Below are 18,047 nucleotides of genomic sequence, written 5' to 3' on the forward strand. Positions count from 1 at the left end.
GGCCGGGGCCGTCCGCCGCGACCGGGGCCCGGAGCGGTGCCATGGCCGGCGGGTTCACGGGTACCCGCTCCCCATGACCCCGTCGAACGTTCCTGTCCTGCCGCTCGCCGCCACGGACGGCGTCGCGGGCACCCTCGGGCTCCTGTTGGCGGGCGCGGCGGTCGTGACCCTGCTGATCGTGATGGTGCAGCGCGGCATCCGTCGGCGCCGCCGCGAGGGTCCGCCGCCCCGTCCCGAGGAACAGCCCCGACCGCCGAGCCACCGGCGGGCGGACCCGGGCCGGGAGGAGCCGCCGCCCCCGCCGCGCGCCTGAGGTCCCGCCTGTGTCCCCCGGCAACCAATCCCGGTGCGGGCCCGGAGCTTCGGCTCCGGGCCCGCACCGGGGCCAGCGGCGGCCCGCGCCCGCCCGTCTCCGACTACGCCGGTGCGTCCGTCAGGGACGATCGCACCCATGTCACCAGGTCGGGGTCGTCGAGGCCATCCACCCACCAGTCCGCGGTGGTGCCCCGGTGCGCCGGCGCCGGTTCCCCGACCCCGATGACCTTGAGTCCCGCCCGGTGCGCGGCCTCGATGCCGGTGAGGGAGTCCTCCACGGCGAGGGCGGCCGGGCCCTCGGCGCCGCAGAGCTCGGCGGCCTTGGCGTAGAGGTCCGGTTCGGGCTTGGGGCGGAGGTCCTCGTCGGGCACCACCAGGTGGTCGAAGTGCTTCAGCAGCCCGGTCCGTCCCAGGCTGGCCTCCACCACGGCCGCCGGGCAGTTGCTCGCGACGGCGAGCGGGACCCGCCCCGAGAGCAGCCGGACCAGCTCGGCCGCACCCGGCAGGACGACCGGCACCGCGTCGGCCAGCGCGGTGAAGTGCGACAGCAGGGCCTGCGTCAACTCCTCGGCGAGTTCCGGCTTCCCGACCTCCTCGGCCATGAGGAGTCCGCATTCCACGTAGTGCACCCCGGCGGCCTTGGCGGCGAAGTCGGGGGGAGCCTTCAGCCCGAAGTCGGCGAACGCGTGGACGCGCGCCAACTGCCAGTGGGACTCGTTGTCCACCAGGGTTCCGTCACAGTCGAACACCACGGCCGCGGGGGCTGTGGAAAGGACAGCAGAAACGGTCATGCGGGGTTCCCTTTCATGAGGATCGCATGCGCGAACAGCCGTGACGGGCATGCGAAGACAGGGGTATTCCCTGTTCAGGAGGGGTGGGGGTGGGATGATTCGCCGCTCCGGAAGGATGTTCCTCTCGGGCGTCCCGCTTGACGGTACGGAGACAAAAACGAGGGGGCAATGTGGCATTGAATGTGGATCTTCCATGAAAAATCAAGGAGAAATGATTCTTCAAGTCGGGCGGGGTGTGAGGTTCCCGTGTGATGCCACGTCAGAACTGTTGCTCCTCAGGGGAATTGTGAAGCCAGTTACGGAAGGTGAAGGTGGGTAGTAGTGGTTGGGGTGTGCCTACTGATCCGCCGGTGTGATTCACTCCCACGTGGGCGTGTTGCGGAATGACGGTCGGTCCATCCGATGAAGTGCGCGGGAGGGGCGCCCCGGGGGTGGGGGGCGAATCGTGCATCCCGGCGCGAGTCGCCGCCTCGGATCGGCCCGCATTCCCGCCGGTCCCTCCAATGGCCGTCTGTTTTGTCGCCTTCTAGGGGATTCGGCTTAGGATCTTCCCTGTGGAGGTGCCGCGCGGCAGCCGTCCTCGTGGCCGCGGCAGCCGGTGCGGCACGGACGCGGATCCGACCCCGTCGCCTCACCCGTACGGAGGCACGATGAGCTACTTCCTGCCCGACGACGAGGCGGTCCTGGCTGCCTGCCAGGGACTCGCGCTCGCCCACCCCGGCATCGGCCTGTGCGTCGAACCGCTGTACCTCCTGGCGTCGAGACCGGCTCCACAGCGCCGCATCGCCCTGGTGGCCGGCGGCGGAGCCGGTCACGAACCCCTGCACACCGGCCTCCTCGGGCGCGGCGGACTCGACGCGGTGGTCCCCGGACCGGTCTTCACCTCACCGGGCAACGCGCAGATCGTGGCGGCCTCGCACGCCGCGGCCTCGCTGGGGCAACGCGACGGCGTCGTGCACATCGTGAAGAACTACACCGGCGACCGCATCAACTTCGCGCTCGCCGCCGACCAGATCCGGGCCGCGGGCATCCCGGTCGCCGAGGTCGTCGTCGACGACGACCTCGCCACCGAGCACACCGCGGTCGGGCGGCGCGGCACCGGTGCCACCGTGGTGGTGGAGAAGCTCCTCGGGGCCCTGGCCGACCAAGGGGCCGACCTGGACGGCCTCGCCGAACTCGGCACCCGGGTGGCCGGTGCCTCCCGCAGCCTCGCCGTCTGCGCACGGGCCCACACCTCGCCCGGGGACCGCTCGCCCTCCTTCCGCCTCGACCCCCGTCACTTCGACTTCGGGATCGGCATCCACGGCGAACGAGCGGCCCGCACCATCGCCGAGGTCGGCACCGACGAACTCGTCGCCCGCATGCTCGACGAGTTGCTGGAGCACGTGCGTCCCGGTACCCACGGGGTCGTCGTCGTGGTGTCCGGACTCGGCGGCACCAGCGAGCTGGAACTCCGGGCCGTCGGCGCCCTGGCCCACCGCCACCTGGTGAACCGGGGCGCCCGGGTGCACGCCCTGGCCGTGGGGACGTACATCTCGGCCCTCGACATGGCCGGCTTCACCCTCACCCTGACCGCCCTGGCACCCGGCTGGGCCGGACTGTGGGACCTGCCCACCGACACGCCCCTGCGCCTCCCCGGCGCGGCCGCCTTCCGCACCACCGCGCTCCCCCCGGCCCACGGCACCTCCGTCACCTCCCGGTGGGACGCGCCCGCCCCGCCCCGCGCGGAGCGGGGGGCGCGCGCCTTCCTGGACGAACTCCACCGCATCAGCCGGCTCTCCCACGCCGAACTCACCGAACTCGACCGGGCGACCGGGGACGGCGACTTCGGCGACAACTTCTGCGGCGGTGTCACGGCGGCGGTGGGCCTCGCCGACCGCAGCGGCGCGGCGGGCACCGAGGCCCTCGCCGACACCTTCCGCAACCACGTCGGCGGCACCAGCGGCCCCCTGTTCGGCGTGCTCTTCACCGCGCTGGCCCCCGTCGCCGATCGCACCCCGCCCGACGTGCCGGCACTGGCCACCGCCCTGCGCCGGTCGCTGTCCCGGATCACCACGATCGGCGGCGCCGCGCCGGGGGACTGCACGCTGGTCGACGCCCTCGCCCCGGCGGCCGACGCCCTGGCCGCGACACCGCTCGCCGGCCCGGAGCGGGCCCTGACCGCAGCCGCCCGCGCCGCCATCGCCGGGGCACACGCCACCGCGGCCCTGACCGCACGCCGGGGCAGGGCCAGCTACGCGGACGGGTACAGCGAGGGCCGTCCGGACCCCGGCGCGGTCGCCGTCGCCCTCGTCCTCACCGCTCTGGCCCGCGTCCACGAGCCCCTCCCCGCCGGCGACCTGCCGTCCCTGCCCCGCATCGCCCGGGGCGGTGCGGAGGACGTCAGCTGACCTCCCTCAGGGCGTCCCGGCGCAGCTTCGCGCAGGTGGTGGAGAGGATGCGGGAGACGTGCACCTGCGAGAGGCCGAACTCGGCGGCGATCCGGTCCTGGGTCTGATCGCGGAAGTACCGCAGGTAGAGCATCCGCCGCTCGCGCTCCGGCAGCCGGGACAGCAGCGGCCGGACCGCCTCCCGGTCCACCACCGTGTCCAGCCCGGGGTCGGGCTCCCCGTAGGTGTCCGCCAGCACCGATCCGCCGGCGGGGGCGTCGCCGCTCCCGTTCACCGGTGCGTCCAGGGACAGCGTGCTGTGCGCGTGCAGGGCGAGGAGCCCCTCGCGGACCTCGTCCTCGGCCAGCCCGGTGCGTTCCGCGAGGGCGGCGACGGCGGGTTCGTCGCCGTCCCCGCCGAGTTCCTGACGGGCGGTGCGCACCCGGTTGCGGAGTTCCTGGACCCGGCGCGGAACCCGCAGGGTCCAGGAGTGGTCGCGGAAGTGGCGGCGGACCTCGCCGGTGATGGTGGGCACGGCGAAGCTCTCGAAGGCGCACCCCCGGTCCGGGTCGTACCGGTCCACGGCCTTGACCAGGGCGAGCGCGGCCACCTGACGCAGATCGTCGAGGGGCTCGCCCTTGCTGCGGTACTTGGCGGCGATCCGGTGCGCCATCGGCAGCCAGGCCCGGGTCACCTCCTCGCGCACCCGGGAGCGTTCGGTGCCGGTGGGGAGGGACGCGAGCAGGCGGAAGGCCGCGGCGGTGTCCGGGGCGTCGTCATGGGGATGGGCACGGCGAACCGTCGGGGAAAGGGGCGTGCTCATGGGACCTACTCCTTGACAGGGCGTGTCACGCTCGGTCCGGGGGCGCACCAGCAGGTGGTGCCGGCGGGAGCGGATGCGGTGCGCACCCGCCGCTGCCCGGCCCCGGCTCGGTGCCTGGGTGTCGAAGCACGTGCTTGCGCGCTTGCCCTCCTTCCACCCTGGCAAACTCCCGTCACCCCCGCATCCGCGCACGCACGGGGTGACCGTCCGTGGCCGAGTCGTCGCCGGCGGAGCGGACCGGCCGCCCGCGGCAGGCGCCACCGGATGCCCGTCCGGGTGGCGGTACCCCCCACCCGGAGTCCCCGCGGTTGCGGCCGGCGGGACGCCCGCCCTCCATGGGGATGACGGCGGGAACGAGGAGGAGGCACCGTGCCGCGAGGACCGAGCCCGGACCGGGAGCAGCGGCGCCAGCCGGCGGGGAGCCGGCGGGGCGGCACGGTCCGGGGCCCCGGACCGCTCCCGCACGGACGGACCGCTGCTCCGGCGGGTCCGCCGCCGTGAGCGGCAACGGCCCGGGGAACCCGGGGACCGTCACCACCCGGGTGCCCGCCCGGCTCGACCGGCTGCCCTGGTCGCGCTGGCACTGGATGATCGTCATCGGGCTGGGCACGGTCTGGATCCTCGACGGTCTCGAAGTGACCGTGGTCGGCGCCATCGCCAGCCGCATCTCCGAGGACGGCAGCGGGCTGTCCATCACCGACGCGCAGGTCACCGGGGTCGCCGCGGCCCTCTACGTGGCCGGGGCCTGTTCCGGCGCCCTGTTCTTCGGCCGGCTCACCGACCGGTACGGCCGCAAGCGCCTCTTCCTCGTCACCCTGTCCGTCTACCTGGCCGCCACCGCCCTGACGGCCGTCTCCTTCTCCGCCTGGTGGTTCTTCCTCTTCCGCTTCCTCACCGGCTTCGGGATCGGCGGGGAGTACGCGGCCATCAACTCCGCCATCGACGAGTTGATCCCCCGCACGTACCGCGGCCGGGTCGACCTGATCATCAACGGCAGCTACTGGCTGGGCGCCGTGGGCGGGGCGCTGCTGTCCGTGCTGGCCCTCGACACGAACCTGTTCCCCAAGGACCTGGGCTGGCGGCTCACCTTCGCCCTCGGGGTGGTGCTCGGACTGGTGATCCTGCTGGTCCGCCGGCACGTTCCGGAGAGCCCGCGGTGGATGCTCGTCCACGGCCACGCCGACGGCGCCGAACGCCTGGTCGACGAGGTGGAACGGGAGGTCGAGCGGGAGACCGGACGACCGCTGCCCGAGGCCGAGGGCGAGCTGACCGTCCACCAACGCGGCGTCATCGGCTTCGGGGAGATCGCCCGCACCGTCTTCGGGGTCTACCCCCGCCGGGCCACCCTCGGCTTCGCCCTCTTCGTCGGACAGGCGTTCCTCTACAACGCCATCACCTTCGGCTTCGGCTCCATCCTGGTCACTTTCTTCGACGTCCCCACCGGGGCCACCGGCTCCTACTTCGCGGTCATCGCGCTCGGCAACTTCCTGGGCCCGTTGCTGCTCGGGCGGCTCTTCGACACCTGGGGGCGACGGCCGATGATCGCCGGCACCTATCTGCTGTCGGGGGTGCTGCTCTTCGCCACCGCCGCGCTCTTCGGCGCCGGGGTCCTCACCGCCACCACGATGACCGCGTGCTGGTGCGTGGTCCTCTTCTTCGCCTCCGCAGGGGCCAGCTCCGCCTACCTGACCGTCAGCGAGGTCTTCCCGATGGAGACCCGGGCGATGTCCATCGCCTTCTTCTACGCCATCGGCACCGCGGCGGGCGGAATCTCCGGTCCCCTGGTGTTCGCCGGGCTCACCGAGAGCGGCGTGGTCGCGGAGGCGGCGCTCGCCTTCTGCATCGGCGCGGCCCTGATGGTCGCCGCCGGCCTGGTCGCCCTCTTCTTCGCCGTCGCGGCCGAGGGGCGTTCGCTGGAGGACATCGCCACCCCCCTCTCCGTCCGGAGCCCCGACGGGCCGGACGGACCGGCGGTCACCGGATCGGCGCGGCGGCCGGACGGAGGGGGCCGCCGAGCCGGACCGGGACGCCGGGGGAGTACAGGACGCTGACCGGTGCGGCCCGGGGCGCCGGCACCCCGGCGGCCGTGAGCAGGTCCTCCTCGCACGCCACCAACTCGGCGCGGTGCAGCGGCCAGCGCGGGTGGTGGTTGGCCAAGTAGGACGCCCTGCCGAAGAACGCGTTGTGCAGGCCCCAACGCGCGGTGAGGAAGTGCTCCAACTCGGTGGGTTCCGGGATGCGCGCGCCGGTGCGCACCACCAGGCGGCTGGACGCGTGCCGGGGCCCGGGCCAGCGGCGGGTGCTGGTGTAGGTGACGGTGTCCCCGCTGGTGCGCACGCCCATCCGGGACCACAGGTACGGCAGCCGGAAGCCGATGCGCCCGAGCAGTACGGGGACCAGCCGCGCCGCGTCCATGGACCGGAAGACCACCCCGCGCCGTCCCCGGGCGTCGACCGAGTACAGCCGGACGTTGGTCTCCGGGAAGGAGCCGAAGTACGGCACCGCGGGGAGTCCCAGCCAGCCGACCCGGTGCATCCGGAAGGCGATCAGCCCGACGTACGTCAGCCCCTCGTGCGTGTCGGGAACGGTGCCCGCGGGCAGCAGGTGCGCCACCTCCTCGGGGGGCACGGCCCAGTGGACGAAACACAGGTCGAGCCACTGCTGGGTGAGCAGCGGCCGCGGTATCGGCACCGGGGCGTCGGGGGTGACGGGGGTTGGCTCCTGCACGGCGTCAGCATGGCAGAGGCGCGGTGCGGGCGGGAGGGGCGCCCACCGCGATCGCGGTGGGCGCGGGCCGGTCAGCCGGGCAGCACGGGGAAGTTGGCGCCGAAGACGTTGTCGGGGTCGTAGGCGGCCTTGACCCGACGCAGCCGGTCGAGGGTGGCGGGCGGGTACACCCGGGGCAGGGCGGCGTCGTGGTCGTGCGTCTCGAAGCTCAGGTACAGCCCGGTGGCGCCCAACGCGTCCCAGGCGGTGTCCCCGGGGCCGCCGGGTGCCCCCCGCAGCATCGCGGAGAGGGCGAAGTTCTGGGTGCGGTGGGCGTAGGCGGTGGCGTCCGCCGGGACGTCGTTGACGGCGCCGCCGACCGACCGGATCTGGAAGTAACCGGTGTCCCCGCTCTCGAACATGCCGGCCACCGTGGTGGTGACCCGCTCGTCGAGGTGGCCGACGAGGGCCGAGCGCATCCGGTAGCCGCCCTCGCCGCGGTGCACGTTGCGGCCCTCGGTCACCACCCCCGAGTACGGCACCAGGTGCGCCTGCTGCTGGAGCAGCGGCGCGACCGCGAGGAGGGGTTCGAGCGCCGCGACCGCCGCGTTCGGTTCGTCGTCCGCCCACATCGCGTACGTCTGGCCGATCATGCGCCCGCCTTGCCGGACCACCGTGAGGAACGGGGTCAGCTCGCGCGGGCTGGCCTCGACCACCTGCCCCCAGGCGCTCAGGAACCCGGCCAGGTCGGAGGCGTCGTGGGTGAGGACCGCGAGGACGACGTCACCGAGTTCGGTCGCCTCGACGTCCAAGGAGGTGATCACGCCCATGTTGGCTCCGGCCCCGCGCACCGCCCAGAACAGGTCGGGCTCGTGCTCGGCGTCGGCGACCACCGTCCGCCCGTCCGCGAGGACCACCTCGGCGGCCCGGACGTGGTCGATGGTGAGCCCGTAGGAACGGGCGAGGAAACCGATCCCGCCGGCCGCCGCGAGGCCGCCCACCCCGACGCCGCCGGAGTCCCCGGAGCTGATGGCCAGTCCGTGCGGGGCGAGCTGCCCCGCGACCCGGCCCCAGCGGGCGCCCGCCCCGACCCGGACCAGACGCCGCTCCCGGTCCAGCAGGGTGACCCCGTCGAGGGAACCGAGGCCGATGACGATCCCGCCGTCGTTGGTGGCGCGGGAGCTGATGCCGTGGCCGCCGCTGCGCACGGAGAGCGGCACGGACTGGGCGCGGGCGTAGCGCACCGCCTCGGCCACCTGCACGGTGGTGGAGGGGCGCAGGACCAGGCCCGGGGCACCGGGCCACAGGTAGGTGGAGCGCACGGAGCCGTAGGCCCGGTCGCCGGGCTCGACGGCCCGGTCCGCCAGGGAGTCGGGCACCGCCTCGTAGTCGATGCCCGGGCGGCGGGCGGCGAGGGCCGCGGCGGGGCGGACCCGGTGGCCGGTGGCGGTGCCGGCGGTCCTCCGCTCGGCCTCGACCGCCTCGCGCAGGGCCGGGGCCACCTCGCGGCCGAACACGGAGAGGGCGCGGGGGTCGTCCGAGCCGAGGATGAAGGTGCTGAAGCCCTCGTCGAGGACGAACGGCAGCAGTTCCTCCACCCACTGGTCCGGCGGGCCCTGGAGCTGGCCGGTGGAGGGGCCGAAGCTGCCCGAGACGTTCAACAGGCGCCGGATCTCGCGGGGGTCGCGGCCGACGCGCTCCGCCTCCCGGTCGATGAGGGCGTTGCTCTCGGTCACCGTGGGGGAGCCCAGGTAGCTCAGGCTCGGCAGCCAGCCGTCGCCCTTGGCCCCGACCAGGCGCAGCATGCGCGGCTTGTACGCGCCCAGCCACAGGGGGATGTCGTGGGCGGGTGCCGGTCCCCGCTTGGCGCCGCTCACCGAGTGGAACTCTCCCGCGATGCGCAGCGGGCCGCGCTCGTCGGCGTCCCAGATGCCGCGGATGATGTCGATGGCCTCGCTGAGCGCGGTGATGCGCTGGCCGGGGGTGAGCGGGGGCACGCCCATGGCGCTGATGGCGTCCCAGAAGGCGCCGGCGCCCACGCCGAGGCTGAGCCGGCCGCCGGAGAGCAGGTCCAGGCTGGTGGCGGCGCGGGCGAGGACGGCGGGGTTGCGCAGCGGCACGCTGGTGACGTTGCTGGCGATCCGGATGCCGTCGGTCCGGGCGGCCACCCAGGTCATCAGGGTCCAGTTGTCCAGCAGACCCGGGTTGTAGGGGTGGTCCTGGAAGGTGACCAGGTCGAGGCCGACCTCTTCGGAGAGCACGGCGAGGTCGACGACCCCCTCGGGATCGCCGCTGCCGGGCGTGAGGAAGGAGCCGAATTCCAGTTCGTGCCCGTAGTCGGCCATGGTGCTGTCTCCCCTGGAGGTCTCTGCGCGTCAACCAACAATCTAGTTGATTGATAAACCAAGCAGGGGGGCGGCTTATGCCCGACCGTCCGCGGGGCGCGGCCCGCCGTCGCCGCCGCGTCGGGTTCAGCCCGCCGCCACGGCCGCCCGGACCGCCGGCACGACCTCCGCCGCGAACCTCCGGACGACATCGGCCCCGTCGTCGCCGGAGGCGTCCACGACATGGGTGTTGAACCCGCCCGCGCCGTGTTCCAGGACCGCGCCGGTCAGCTCCTCGACCCACTGCCGCACCGAACCGCCCGTCCACCGGCCCTCCGGATCGCGGGGCGAGAGGACGTCCCGGTCGGTGAGGACCCCGCCGAAGTTGAAGTACGAGATCACCTCGGCCGGGTCCCGGCCGGCCTCGCGGGCCGCGCGGTCGATGCGCGGCCGGGCGGCCCGGTAGCTCTCCGCCAACCAGTCCGCACCGAAGCTGGGGATCCAGCCGTCGGCGAGCCGCCCGGTGATCGCGAGGGCCCGGGGGCCGTTGGAGCCCGTCCAGATCGGCGGGGTGGGGACCGGGGCCGGCAACACCCCGCTCACCCGGTAGAAGCGTCCGTCGAAGTCCACGGGGCCCGCGCCGCCACCGGTGAGCAGCCTGATCAGCACGATGGCCTCCTCGAAGGCGCTGACCGCGTCCTTGGGGGCCAGCGTCTGCGCGCCGAAGGCCGCGATGCGCTTCCAGATGCCGCCCGAGCCGAGCCCCAGCACGAACCGTCCTCCCGAGAGGGCGGAGAGGGTGGCGACCGTCCGCGCGAGCACCGGCGCCGGCCGCAGCGGCAGATTGGTCACGCCCACGTAGCCCGAGATCCGTCGGGTGCGGCCGAGGGCGAAGCCGAGGGCGGCGTACGCCTCGTGGTGGTCACCCGCATAGGGGTGGTCCATCAGGGAGAAGAGGTCGAACCCGGCCTCCTCCGCGACCAGGACGCGCTCGGAGAGCGCGGCCGATTGCGGGAACGGGACGTTGGCGTCCAGTCCGAAGTACGGGGGGCGTTCGAGGGGCATTGGTTCCGCTCCTTCTCCGTGCGCGGGACGGCTCTCCGACAGCTTCCCCCACCTCGCCGCGGTGCGCCCGGTGTGCGGATCCCGCCGGGTGGGCCGGGTCGGGGAGAATGACCGCCATGTCCGCACGCCCCGCCCGCACCCGTCGCACGCCCCGACTCACCGCCGCGACCGTGGTCGACACGGCCCTGCGGGTGGCGCGGGCCGAGGGGCTGCCGGCGGTGAGCATGCGCCGGCTGGCCGAGGAGTGCGGCGTCTCCGCCATGGCCCTGTACCGGCACGTGGCGGACCGGGAGGACCTGCTGATCCGGATGTTGGACGTGGTCGCGGACGGGGTGGCGCCGCCCCCCGCCACCGGGACCCCCCGGGAACGGCTGACCGCGGTGCTGCACGGCATGTACGACGCCTTCCGGCGTGATCCGTGGGTGGTGCAGGTGCTGGCGACCGAGGGGCTGGCGAGCACCCGCGTCCTGCCGGTGCTGGAGGCCGTGTTCGCGGCGTTCGCCGATGCCGGCCTCCCGCCGCAGCGGGCGCGCGACTCGTACGCGATGCTCTTCAGCTTCCTCTTCGGCGAGACCCTGGTGACGCACAGCGACCACGAGGGCACCCGGGCACGGCGGATGATGCGGGAGCTCGACCCGGAGCGCTATCCCCGGCTGGCCGCCGCGATCGCCACGAGCGCCCCGCCCGGCAGCCGTGACCGCGAGCGCTTCGCCCTCAACCTGGAACGCCTCCTGGACGGGGTGCTCGGGGCGTAGCACCGCCCGGCCGGAAGTCCGTCGCCCCGTCGGGGAAACCTTGACACCGTCAAGCCACTTAGGGCAGCCTCACTTTTGTATACGCCGTATACTTGCGGAGGCGGGATGCCCACGACCCACGACGAGCCACGTCGACCGAACGACGGCCCGGTGACCCCCGCGGGGGCCCGGCCGCCGGCCCCGCCCCCCGAACCGGAACCCGCCCCCGAACCGGGCCGGGGGGCCGGGCTCGGTGACCTGCTCGCCCCCGTACGCGGACGCCTCGTCCTCGCCGTGTCCCTCCAGGCCCTCGCCGCCGTCGCCTCGGTGGTGCCCTTCGCGGCGGCCGCGGAACTGGGCCGGGTGCTCCTCGACACCGCACCGGACGGCGCCGTCGACCGGGAGCGCGCCTGGTGGGTCGCCGGCACCGGCGCCGCCGCCATGCTGCTGGGCCTGATGTGCACCCTCGCCGCCTCGGCCCTGGCCCACCTCGCCGACAACGACCTCAGCCTGGCGCTGCGCCGCCGCCTCGCCGCCCACCTGGGCCGGGTGCCGCTCGGCTGGTTCACCGAACGCAACTCCGGCCTCGTCCGCAAGTCCGTGCACGACGACGTCTCGGCCATGCACCACCTGGTCGGACACACCCTCACCGACCTCACCCGCGCGATCGTCGTCCCGCTCGCCTCCCTGGCGTACCTCTTCGCCGTCGACTGGCGCCTGACCCTGACCGTCCTCGTGCCCGTGGTGGTGGGGCTGGCGCTCTACGGCCGGATGACCGGCAGCGCCTCCGCCCGTGCCGCCTACACCCGCTACGACGAGGCCCTCGCCCGGGTCGGCTCGGCCTCGGTGGAGTTCGCGCACGGGATCGCCGTCGTCAAGACCTTCGGGCGCAGCCGCCGCGCGCACCACCGCTTCACCGAGGCCACCGACGACCTCGCCGCCTTCTTCCTCGGCTGGGTGCGGAACACGTTCCGCACCAGCGCCACCGTCGAACTGGTGCTCTCGCCGGTGTTCCTGCTGCTCTGGATCCTCGGCGCCGGCTGCCTCTTCGTCGGTCGGGGGTGGGCGCCCGCCGTCGACCTGCTGCCCTTCGCCCTCCTCGGCCTGGGACTGACGGCGCCCCTGCTCGGCCTCGGCTACTCGGTGGAGGACGTCCGCAAGGCCCGCCAAGCAGCCGGCCGGGTGGGCGCCGTCCTCGCGACCCCGCCCCTGCCCGACCCCGCCCCCCACGAACGCGCCGAACCCCGTGACACCACGGTGGAGTTCGACCGGGTCACCTTCGGCTACGACCGGCGCTCCCGCGCCGTCGAGGAGGTCTCCCTCACCCTGCGGCCCGGCACCGTGACCGCGCTGGTCGGCCCCTCCGGCTCCGGCAAGACCACCCTCGCCCGGTTGCTCCCCCGGTTCTTCGACGTCACCGGGGGAGCCGTCCGGATCGGCGGCGTCGACCTGCGCCACCTCCCCGCCGAACGCCTCTACCGACTGGTCTCCTTCGTCTTCCAGGACGTCCAACTCCTGCGCGCCACCGTCCGGGAGAACATCGCCCTCGCCCGCCCCGGCGCGAGCGACGCCGAGGTGGAGGCCGCGGCCCGCGCGGCCCGCATCCACGACCGCGTCCTACGGCTGCCCGCGGGCTACGACACCGTCGTCGGGACGGACGCCCACTTCTCCGGGGGCGAGGCCCAACGGATCTCCATCGCCCGGGCCCTGCTCGCCGACGCCCCCGTCCTCGTCCTGGACGAGGCGACGGCCTTCGCCGACCCGGAGTCCGAGGCCGCCATCCAGGAAGGACTCTCCGCACTCGTGGCCGGACGCACCCTGTTGGTCATCGCCCACCGGCTCTCCACCGTCGCCGGCGCCGACCGGATCGTCGTCCTCGACCGCGGACGGATCGCGGAACAGGGCACCCATGACGAACTGTTGGCCCTGAACGGTCGCTACGCCCGCTCCTGGGCGTTCGACGAGCACGCCGCGGCCCCGTCCGAGCGGCGCGGCCCGCTCGCCCCGGAGGTCACCCGATGATCCGCCGGTTGCTCGCCGTGCTCGACCCCGAGGGCGCCGCCCGGCTCCGCCGGATGCTGGTCGGGCTGGTGCTCTGCGCCGTCCTCCAGGGGGTCGCCTTCGCCCTGCTCGTCCCCCTGCTGCGGGAACTCCTCGACGGCGGCGGCGCCGGGAACGCCCTGCCGTGGTGGGGAGCCCTCGCGGTGGTGGGCGCCGGCTACGCGGTGGCCCACTGGGACAGCACGCTGTGCGGCTACCACGTCGGGGCCGGTCTGGCCCGTACCCTCCACCACCGGATCGGCGACCATGTGGCGAGCCTCCCGCTGGGGTGGTTCACCGCCGAACGCAGCGGCCGGCTCACCCAGTTGACTGCCAAGGGCGTCATCGACGTGATGGGCGTCCCGGCCCATCTGCTGCGGCCGATCGTCACCGCGTTCGTCACCCCGCTGGTGACCGTCGCGCTGATGTTCTTCTTCGATTGGCGGCTGGCCCTGGCCGCGCTCGTCGGACTGCCGCTGGCCGCGCTCGCCCATCGGATCACCGGGCGGGTGGTGGCCCGCAACGACCACGCCCACGACGCCGCGTCGGCCGAGGCCGGCGGCCGGGTGATCGAGTTCGCCCGTGCCCAGCCGGTGCTGAGGGCCTTCTCCCGCTCCGGCGAGGGGCACCGGGCGCTCGATGCCGCCCTGGTCGCCCACCGGGCCACCGGGCGCCGGCTGCTGCTGACCGCGGTTCCCGGGTTCGCCGCCTTCGTGATGTCCCTCCAACTCGCCTTCACCGTGGTGCTCCTGGCGGGCACCGTGCTGGCCCTCGACGGATCGGTGGGAGCCCCGGAACTGATCGCCCTGCTGGTGCTGGCAGCCCGGTTCGTGGAACCGCTCGTGGTCGCGGCCGACCTCGCGGCCTCGGTGCGGATCGCCGGGAACTCGCTGGACCGGGTCGAGGCGCTGCTCGCCACCGAGACGCTCCCGGAGCCCGGGGCGCCCGCCGTGCCGGCCGACCCGCAGGACACCTCCGTCGAACTGGACGGAGTGGTCTTCGGCTACGACCCGAAGACGCCGGTCCTCGACGGCTTCTCGCTCCGGGTGCCCCCGCGCACCCTGACGGCGCTGGTCGGCCCGTCCGGTTCCGGGAAGACCACCGTCACCCGGCTGCTGGCCCGGTTCTTCGACGCGACGCAGGGCAGGGTGCTGGTCTGCGGCACCGATGTGCGGGAGTGGACCACCGAGCAGTTGATGTCCCGGATCTCCCTGGTGTTCCAGGACGTCTACCTCTTCGACGCGACGATCGCCGAGAACATCCGGATGGCCCGCCCCGACGCGGACGAGGAGGAGTTCCACCGGGCGGCGCGACTGGCCGGAGCGGACGAGATCGCGGCCCGGTTGCCCGACGGGTGGGACAGTCGGGTCGGCGAGGGCGGGGCGGCCCTCTCGGGCGGGGAGCGCCAGCGGGTGTCGATCGCCCGGGCCCTGCTCAAGGACGCCCCCGTCGTCCTGCTGGACGAGGCCACCGCGGCGCTCGACCCGGAGAACGAGCACGTGGTCCACAGCGCGCTCACCGCGCTGGCCGAGGACCGCACCCTCCTGGTGATCGCCCACCGCCTCCAGACGATCGCGGCGGCCGACCGGATCGCGTTCCTGGACGAGGGACGGGTCGTCGAGTGCGGCACCCACGAGGAACTGCTGGCCCTCGGTGGTCGGTACGCCCGCTTCTGGGAGGAGCGCTCCCGGGCCCGCGGCTGGAGCCTGGCATCGCGGTCCGGGTGACCGGAGGGGAATGCGCGCAGGGGTGGACGCGGCGGTCGGCCGGGCACGTCGGTGCCCGGCCGACCGCCGTCGTGGCTCGGACGGCCGGGTGAAACGTGACATCGAACACCCCTTGTCAGCAGGGGTGTTGGGGTGATTTGCGGGCATCCGCCCGCAGTCCCGTTTCGAACAGTCGTAAACCTGAAGTGGATCAAGTTCACCGTATTGAAGGATCAAATACGGCTTCCCGTGGTTCAACGGGCACGGCACGACCTACGGTTCTCGCGGATCGGGGACGGACCTCGCGGACACCTCCTCCTCGGCACATCCGCCCCCCTTCCGTCCCTTCTCCCCATCCCTGACTTCCCGGACCTTCCGGCCTCCGCGGATCGTCCCGAAGTGCACCCGCCCGAAACCAAGTTCACCCGACGTGCGCGCACGCGCCGGACGTCGACCAGCAAGGAGAGCCCAGCCCGATGACCGTGGACTCCAGCCCGGAGCTGCACCAGGAACCGCGCCAGCAGAGCAGCCTCAGCACGGCGGCTGCCCGCAACCTCGCCACCACCACCAAGTCCGCTCCGCAGATGCAGGAGATCACCTCCCGCTGGCTGCTCAAGATGCTGCCCTGGGTAGAGGTGTCCGGCGGTGCCTACCGGGTGAACCGCCGACTGTCCTACACCGTGGGCGACGGCTCTATCGAGTTCGTGCAGGACGGTGCCGCGGTCCGGGTCATCCCCCGCGAACTCGGCGAACTCTCCCTGCTGCGCGGCTTCGACGAGGTGGACGTGCTGACCGCGCTCGCCGACCGCTGCGTGCAGCGCGACTTCCGGGCCGGCGAGACCCTGGTCGAGCGGGGCGCTCCGGCCGAGCAGATCCACCTGATCGCCCACGGCCGCGTCGAGCAGGTCTCCACCGGTCCGTACGGGGACGAGACCGTGACCGCGGTGCTCGCCGACGGCGACCGCTTCGGCCAGCAGGCGCTGTTGGACGCCGAGGCCAGCTGGGAGTACACCGCGGTCGCCCGGACCGCCGGCACCCTGCTCACCCTGTCCCGGGCCGACTTCGAGTCCGTGACGGCGGGTTCGCCCGCCCTCCAGGCGCACATCCGGGAGTTCACCGCCCTTCCCGAGAAGCGGCAGAACCGGCTCGGCGAGGCGGAGATCGCCATGTCCGCCGGGCACGAGGGGGAGTTCGCGCTCCCCGGCGCCTTCGTCGACTACGAGTTGAACCCGCGCGAGTACGAACTCTCCCTGGCGCAGACGGTGCTGCGGGTCCACACCCGCGTCGCCGACCTCTACAACAAGCCGATGAACCAGACCGAGCAGCAGCTCAGGCTCACCATCGAGGCGTTGCGCGAGCGCCAGGAGTACGAGCTGGTGAACAACCGGGAGTTCGGCCTGCTCCACAACGCGGCCTTCAACCAGCGCATCCAGCCCCGCTCCGGCCCGCCCACCCCGGACGACCTCGACGAGCTGCTGTGCCGCCGCCGCGGGTCCAAGTTCTTCTTCGCCCACCCGCGGACCATCGCCGCCATCGGTCGGGAGTTCAACGCCCGCGGTCTGTACCCGGACCACGTGGACGTGGGCGGTCAGCAGGTGCCGGCCTGGCGCGGGGTGCCGATCCTGCCCTGCAACAAGATCCCGATCACCAAGGAGAACACCAGCTCCATCCTGGTGATGCGCACCGGCGAGGACAACCAGGGCGTCATCGGCCTCAACCAGACCGGGCTGCCCGACGAGTACGAGCCGGGCGTGTCGGTGCGGTTCATGGGCATCGACGAGACGGCGATCATCTCCTACCTGGTCACCACGTACTACTCCGCCGCGGTCCTGGTGCCCGATGCGCTGGGCGTGCTGGAGAACGTGCAGATCGCGCGCACCAGCGGCTGAGCGCGCGGGCGCCCGGTCTGCCGGGCGCCCGCCCCACGCGTGCCGCCGGTCGGCCCCCGTGTCCCGACCGTTCGTCCCCGGTCGCCCCGACCCGACCGAGTGAACGATTCGGCGGTCGGCACGGTCCGGTTCCGGCGCCCCGGGGGCGCCGGAACCGGTGCGCCCGGAACAAGACCACCCCAGTCAAGGAGAAGTGGTGCGCCCATGAGCACCGAAGCACTGCAACGCGTCCTGCGCGGCCCGACCGGCCTGGGCACGGCGAGCCTCTACCCCGGGCGACGGGAGACCGCGCCCGTGTCCCCGGGCACCCCGATCCCGGGGCTCTACCACCATCCGGTGACGGAGTGCGACCCCACGCGGGTGGCGGAGGTGGACCGCCGGATCAAGACGTGGGCGATGGACGAGATCGAGCTGTACCCGCCGGAGTGGGAGGAGGAGTTCGACGGGTTCCGGGTGGGGGAGTACATGACGGTCTGCCACCCCGACGCCCCCACCGTCGACCACCTCATGATCGCCGCCCGGCTGATGGTCGCCGAGAACGCGGTCGACGACTGCTACTGCGAGGACCACGGCGGTTCGCCCGTCGGCCTCGGCGGACGGCTGCTGCTCGCGCACACGGCCCTCGACCCGCTGCACACCGTCGGCGAGTACCAACCGCCGTGGGCCGCCTCCCTGCACGCGGACGCCCCGCGGCGGGCCTACCACTCGGCGATGGAGCACTTCCTGGAGGCGGCGACTGCCTCCCAGGCGGATCGCTTCCGGCACGACATGGCCCGGTTGCACCTGGGGTACCTGGCGGAAGGCGCCTGGGACCACATGGACCACGTGCCCGAGGTCTGGGAGTACCTGGCCATGCGCCAGTTCAACAACTTCCGCCCGTGCCCCACCATCACCGACAGCGTCGGGGGCTACGAGCTCCCCGCGGACCTGCACGCCCAACCGGCCGTCCAGCGGGTGATCGCCCTCGCCTCCAACGCGACCACCGTCGTCAACGACCTGTACTCGTACACCAAGGAACTCGACAGCCCCGGCACCCACCTCAACCTGCCGGTGGTGATCGCCGAGCGGGAGGGGCGCACCGCCCGCGAGGCGTACCTCAAGGCGGTCGAGGTCCACAACGAACTCATGCACGCCTTCGAGGCCGAGTCCGCCGCGTTGGCCGCGGCCTGTCCCGTCCCCGTGCTGGCGCGCTTCCTGCGCGGGGTCGCCGCCTGGGTGGACGGCAACCACCACTGGCACCAGAGCAACACCTACCGCTACAGCCTGCCCGATTTCTGGTAGAGGA

Annotated in this window: 13 protein-coding genes; 8 read left to right on the forward strand and 5 right to left on the reverse strand. The window is 73.4% G+C overall.

Going from position 1 to position 18,047, the window contains the following annotated elements:
- Positions 1-73 precede the first annotated feature (73 nt).
- Entirely contained in the window at positions 74-313 is a 240-nt protein-coding gene (locus ABT092_RS18315) for a DUF6479 family protein (RefSeq protein ID WP_351245000.1), read from the forward strand.
- A 103-nt stretch (positions 314-416) separates the two neighbouring features.
- On the opposite strand, the gene ABT092_RS18320 is transcribed toward ABT092_RS18315, so the two are convergent.
- The gene (locus ABT092_RS18320; protein WP_351245002.1) at positions 417-1,106 is read right to left on the reverse strand and encodes an HAD family hydrolase; all 690 of its coding nucleotides are present in this window, start codon (positions 1,104-1,106) and stop codon (positions 417-419) included.
- Between the two features lie 650 nt (positions 1,107-1,756).
- Here ABT092_RS18320 and ABT092_RS18325 point away from each other — a divergent pair.
- Positions 1,757-3,496: a dihydroxyacetone kinase subunit DhaK gene (locus ABT092_RS18325; protein ID WP_351245004.1), complete on the forward strand. Its 1,740-nt coding sequence runs from the start codon at positions 1,757-1,759 to the stop codon at positions 3,494-3,496.
- On the opposite strand, the gene ABT092_RS18330 is transcribed toward ABT092_RS18325, so the two are convergent.
- Entirely contained in the window at positions 3,489-4,298 is an 810-nt protein-coding gene (locus ABT092_RS18330; protein ID WP_351245006.1) for a SigB/SigF/SigG family RNA polymerase sigma factor, read from the reverse strand. The two genes, ABT092_RS18325 and ABT092_RS18330, sit on opposite strands and share 8 nt — an antisense overlap.
- A 497-nt stretch (positions 4,299-4,795) precedes the next feature.
- On the opposite strand from ABT092_RS18330, the gene ABT092_RS18335 reads away from it, so the two are divergent.
- Complete coding sequence (locus ABT092_RS18335) at positions 4,796-6,349, forward strand: MFS transporter (RefSeq protein ID WP_351245008.1); 1,554 nt, start codon at positions 4,796-4,798, stop codon at positions 6,347-6,349.
- On the opposite strand, the gene ABT092_RS18340 is transcribed toward ABT092_RS18335, so the two are convergent.
- The 3 genes from ABT092_RS18340 to ABT092_RS18350 form a co-directional block, all read right to left on the reverse strand.
- Entirely contained in the window at positions 6,273-7,025 is a 753-nt protein-coding gene (locus ABT092_RS18340; RefSeq protein WP_351245010.1) for a YqjF family protein, read from the reverse strand. The two genes, ABT092_RS18335 and ABT092_RS18340, sit on opposite strands and share 77 nt — an antisense overlap.
- A 71-nt stretch (positions 7,026-7,096) precedes the next feature.
- The gene (locus tag ABT092_RS18345; protein ID WP_351245012.1) at positions 7,097-9,349 is read right to left on the reverse strand and encodes an LLM class flavin-dependent oxidoreductase; all 2,253 of its coding nucleotides are present in this window, start codon (positions 9,347-9,349) and stop codon (positions 7,097-7,099) included.
- A gap of 126 nt (positions 9,350-9,475) precedes the next feature.
- The gene (locus tag ABT092_RS18350; protein WP_351245014.1) at positions 9,476-10,393 is read right to left on the reverse strand and encodes an LLM class flavin-dependent oxidoreductase; all 918 of its coding nucleotides are present in this window, start codon (positions 10,391-10,393) and stop codon (positions 9,476-9,478) included.
- 116 nt (positions 10,394-10,509) lie between these two features.
- Here ABT092_RS18350 and ABT092_RS18355 point away from each other — a divergent pair, with 116 nt between their 5' ends.
- From ABT092_RS18355 to ABT092_RS18375, 5 genes are all read left to right on the forward strand, one after another.
- Positions 10,510-11,148: a TetR/AcrR family transcriptional regulator gene (locus tag ABT092_RS18355; RefSeq protein ID WP_351245016.1), complete on the forward strand. Its 639-nt coding sequence runs from the start codon at positions 10,510-10,512 to the stop codon at positions 11,146-11,148.
- A gap of 105 nt (positions 11,149-11,253) precedes the next feature.
- Entirely contained in the window at positions 11,254-13,149 is a 1,896-nt protein-coding gene (locus ABT092_RS18360; protein ID WP_351245019.1) for an ABC transporter ATP-binding protein, read from the forward strand.
- Entirely contained in the window at positions 13,146-14,894 is a 1,749-nt protein-coding gene (locus ABT092_RS18365; RefSeq protein WP_351245021.1) for an ABC transporter ATP-binding protein, read from the forward strand. Before ABT092_RS18360 ends, ABT092_RS18365 begins: the two co-directional genes overlap by 4 nt.
- Positions 14,895-15,349: 455 nt before the next feature.
- Positions 15,350-16,762 (forward strand): family 2B encapsulin nanocompartment shell protein, encoded by a 1,413-nt coding sequence (locus ABT092_RS18370; RefSeq protein WP_351245023.1) that lies wholly within the window; start codon positions 15,350-15,352, stop codon positions 16,760-16,762.
- Positions 16,763-16,801: 39 nt separating this feature from the next.
- Positions 16,802-18,043: a family 2 encapsulin nanocompartment cargo protein terpene cyclase gene (locus ABT092_RS18375; protein ID WP_351245025.1), complete on the forward strand. Its 1,242-nt coding sequence runs from the start codon at positions 16,802-16,804 to the stop codon at positions 18,041-18,043.
- The last annotated feature ends 4 nt before the right edge of the window (positions 18,044-18,047 follow it).

It is taken from the genome of Streptomyces sp. NPDC002490 (assembly GCF_040296045.1).
Taxonomy (GTDB): Bacteria; Actinomycetota; Actinomycetes; order Streptomycetales; family Streptomycetaceae; genus Streptomyces.

Bases quoted from the DNA above. Each gene is read 5' to 3' on its own strand.
- ABT092_RS18315 (WP_351245000.1), top strand. From the start codon at position 74: ATGACCCCGTCGAACGTTCCTGTCCTGCCGCTCGCCGCCACGGACGGC.
- ABT092_RS18320 (WP_351245002.1), bottom strand. From the start codon at position 1,106: ATGACCGTTTCTGCTGTCCTTTCCACAGCCCCCGCGGCCGTGGTGTTC.
- ABT092_RS18325 (WP_351245004.1), top strand. From the start codon at position 1,757: ATGAGCTACTTCCTGCCCGACGACGAGGCGGTCCTGGCTGCCTGCCAG.
- ABT092_RS18330 (WP_351245006.1), bottom strand. From the start codon at position 4,298: ATGAGCACGCCCCTTTCCCCGACGGTTCGCCGTGCCCATCCCCATGAC.
- ABT092_RS18345 (WP_351245012.1), bottom strand. From the start codon at position 9,349: ATGGCCGACTACGGGCACGAACTGGAATTCGGCTCCTTCCTCACGCCC.
- ABT092_RS18350 (WP_351245014.1), bottom strand. From the start codon at position 10,393: ATGCCCCTCGAACGCCCCCCGTACTTCGGACTGGACGCCAACGTCCCG.
- ABT092_RS18355 (WP_351245016.1), top strand. From the start codon at position 10,510: ATGTCCGCACGCCCCGCCCGCACCCGTCGCACGCCCCGACTCACCGCC.
- ABT092_RS18360 (WP_351245019.1), top strand. From the start codon at position 11,254: ATGCCCACGACCCACGACGAGCCACGTCGACCGAACGACGGCCCGGTG.
- ABT092_RS18365 (WP_351245021.1), top strand. From the start codon at position 13,146: ATGATCCGCCGGTTGCTCGCCGTGCTCGACCCCGAGGGCGCCGCCCGG.
- ABT092_RS18370 (WP_351245023.1), top strand. From the start codon at position 15,350: ATGACCGTGGACTCCAGCCCGGAGCTGCACCAGGAACCGCGCCAGCAG.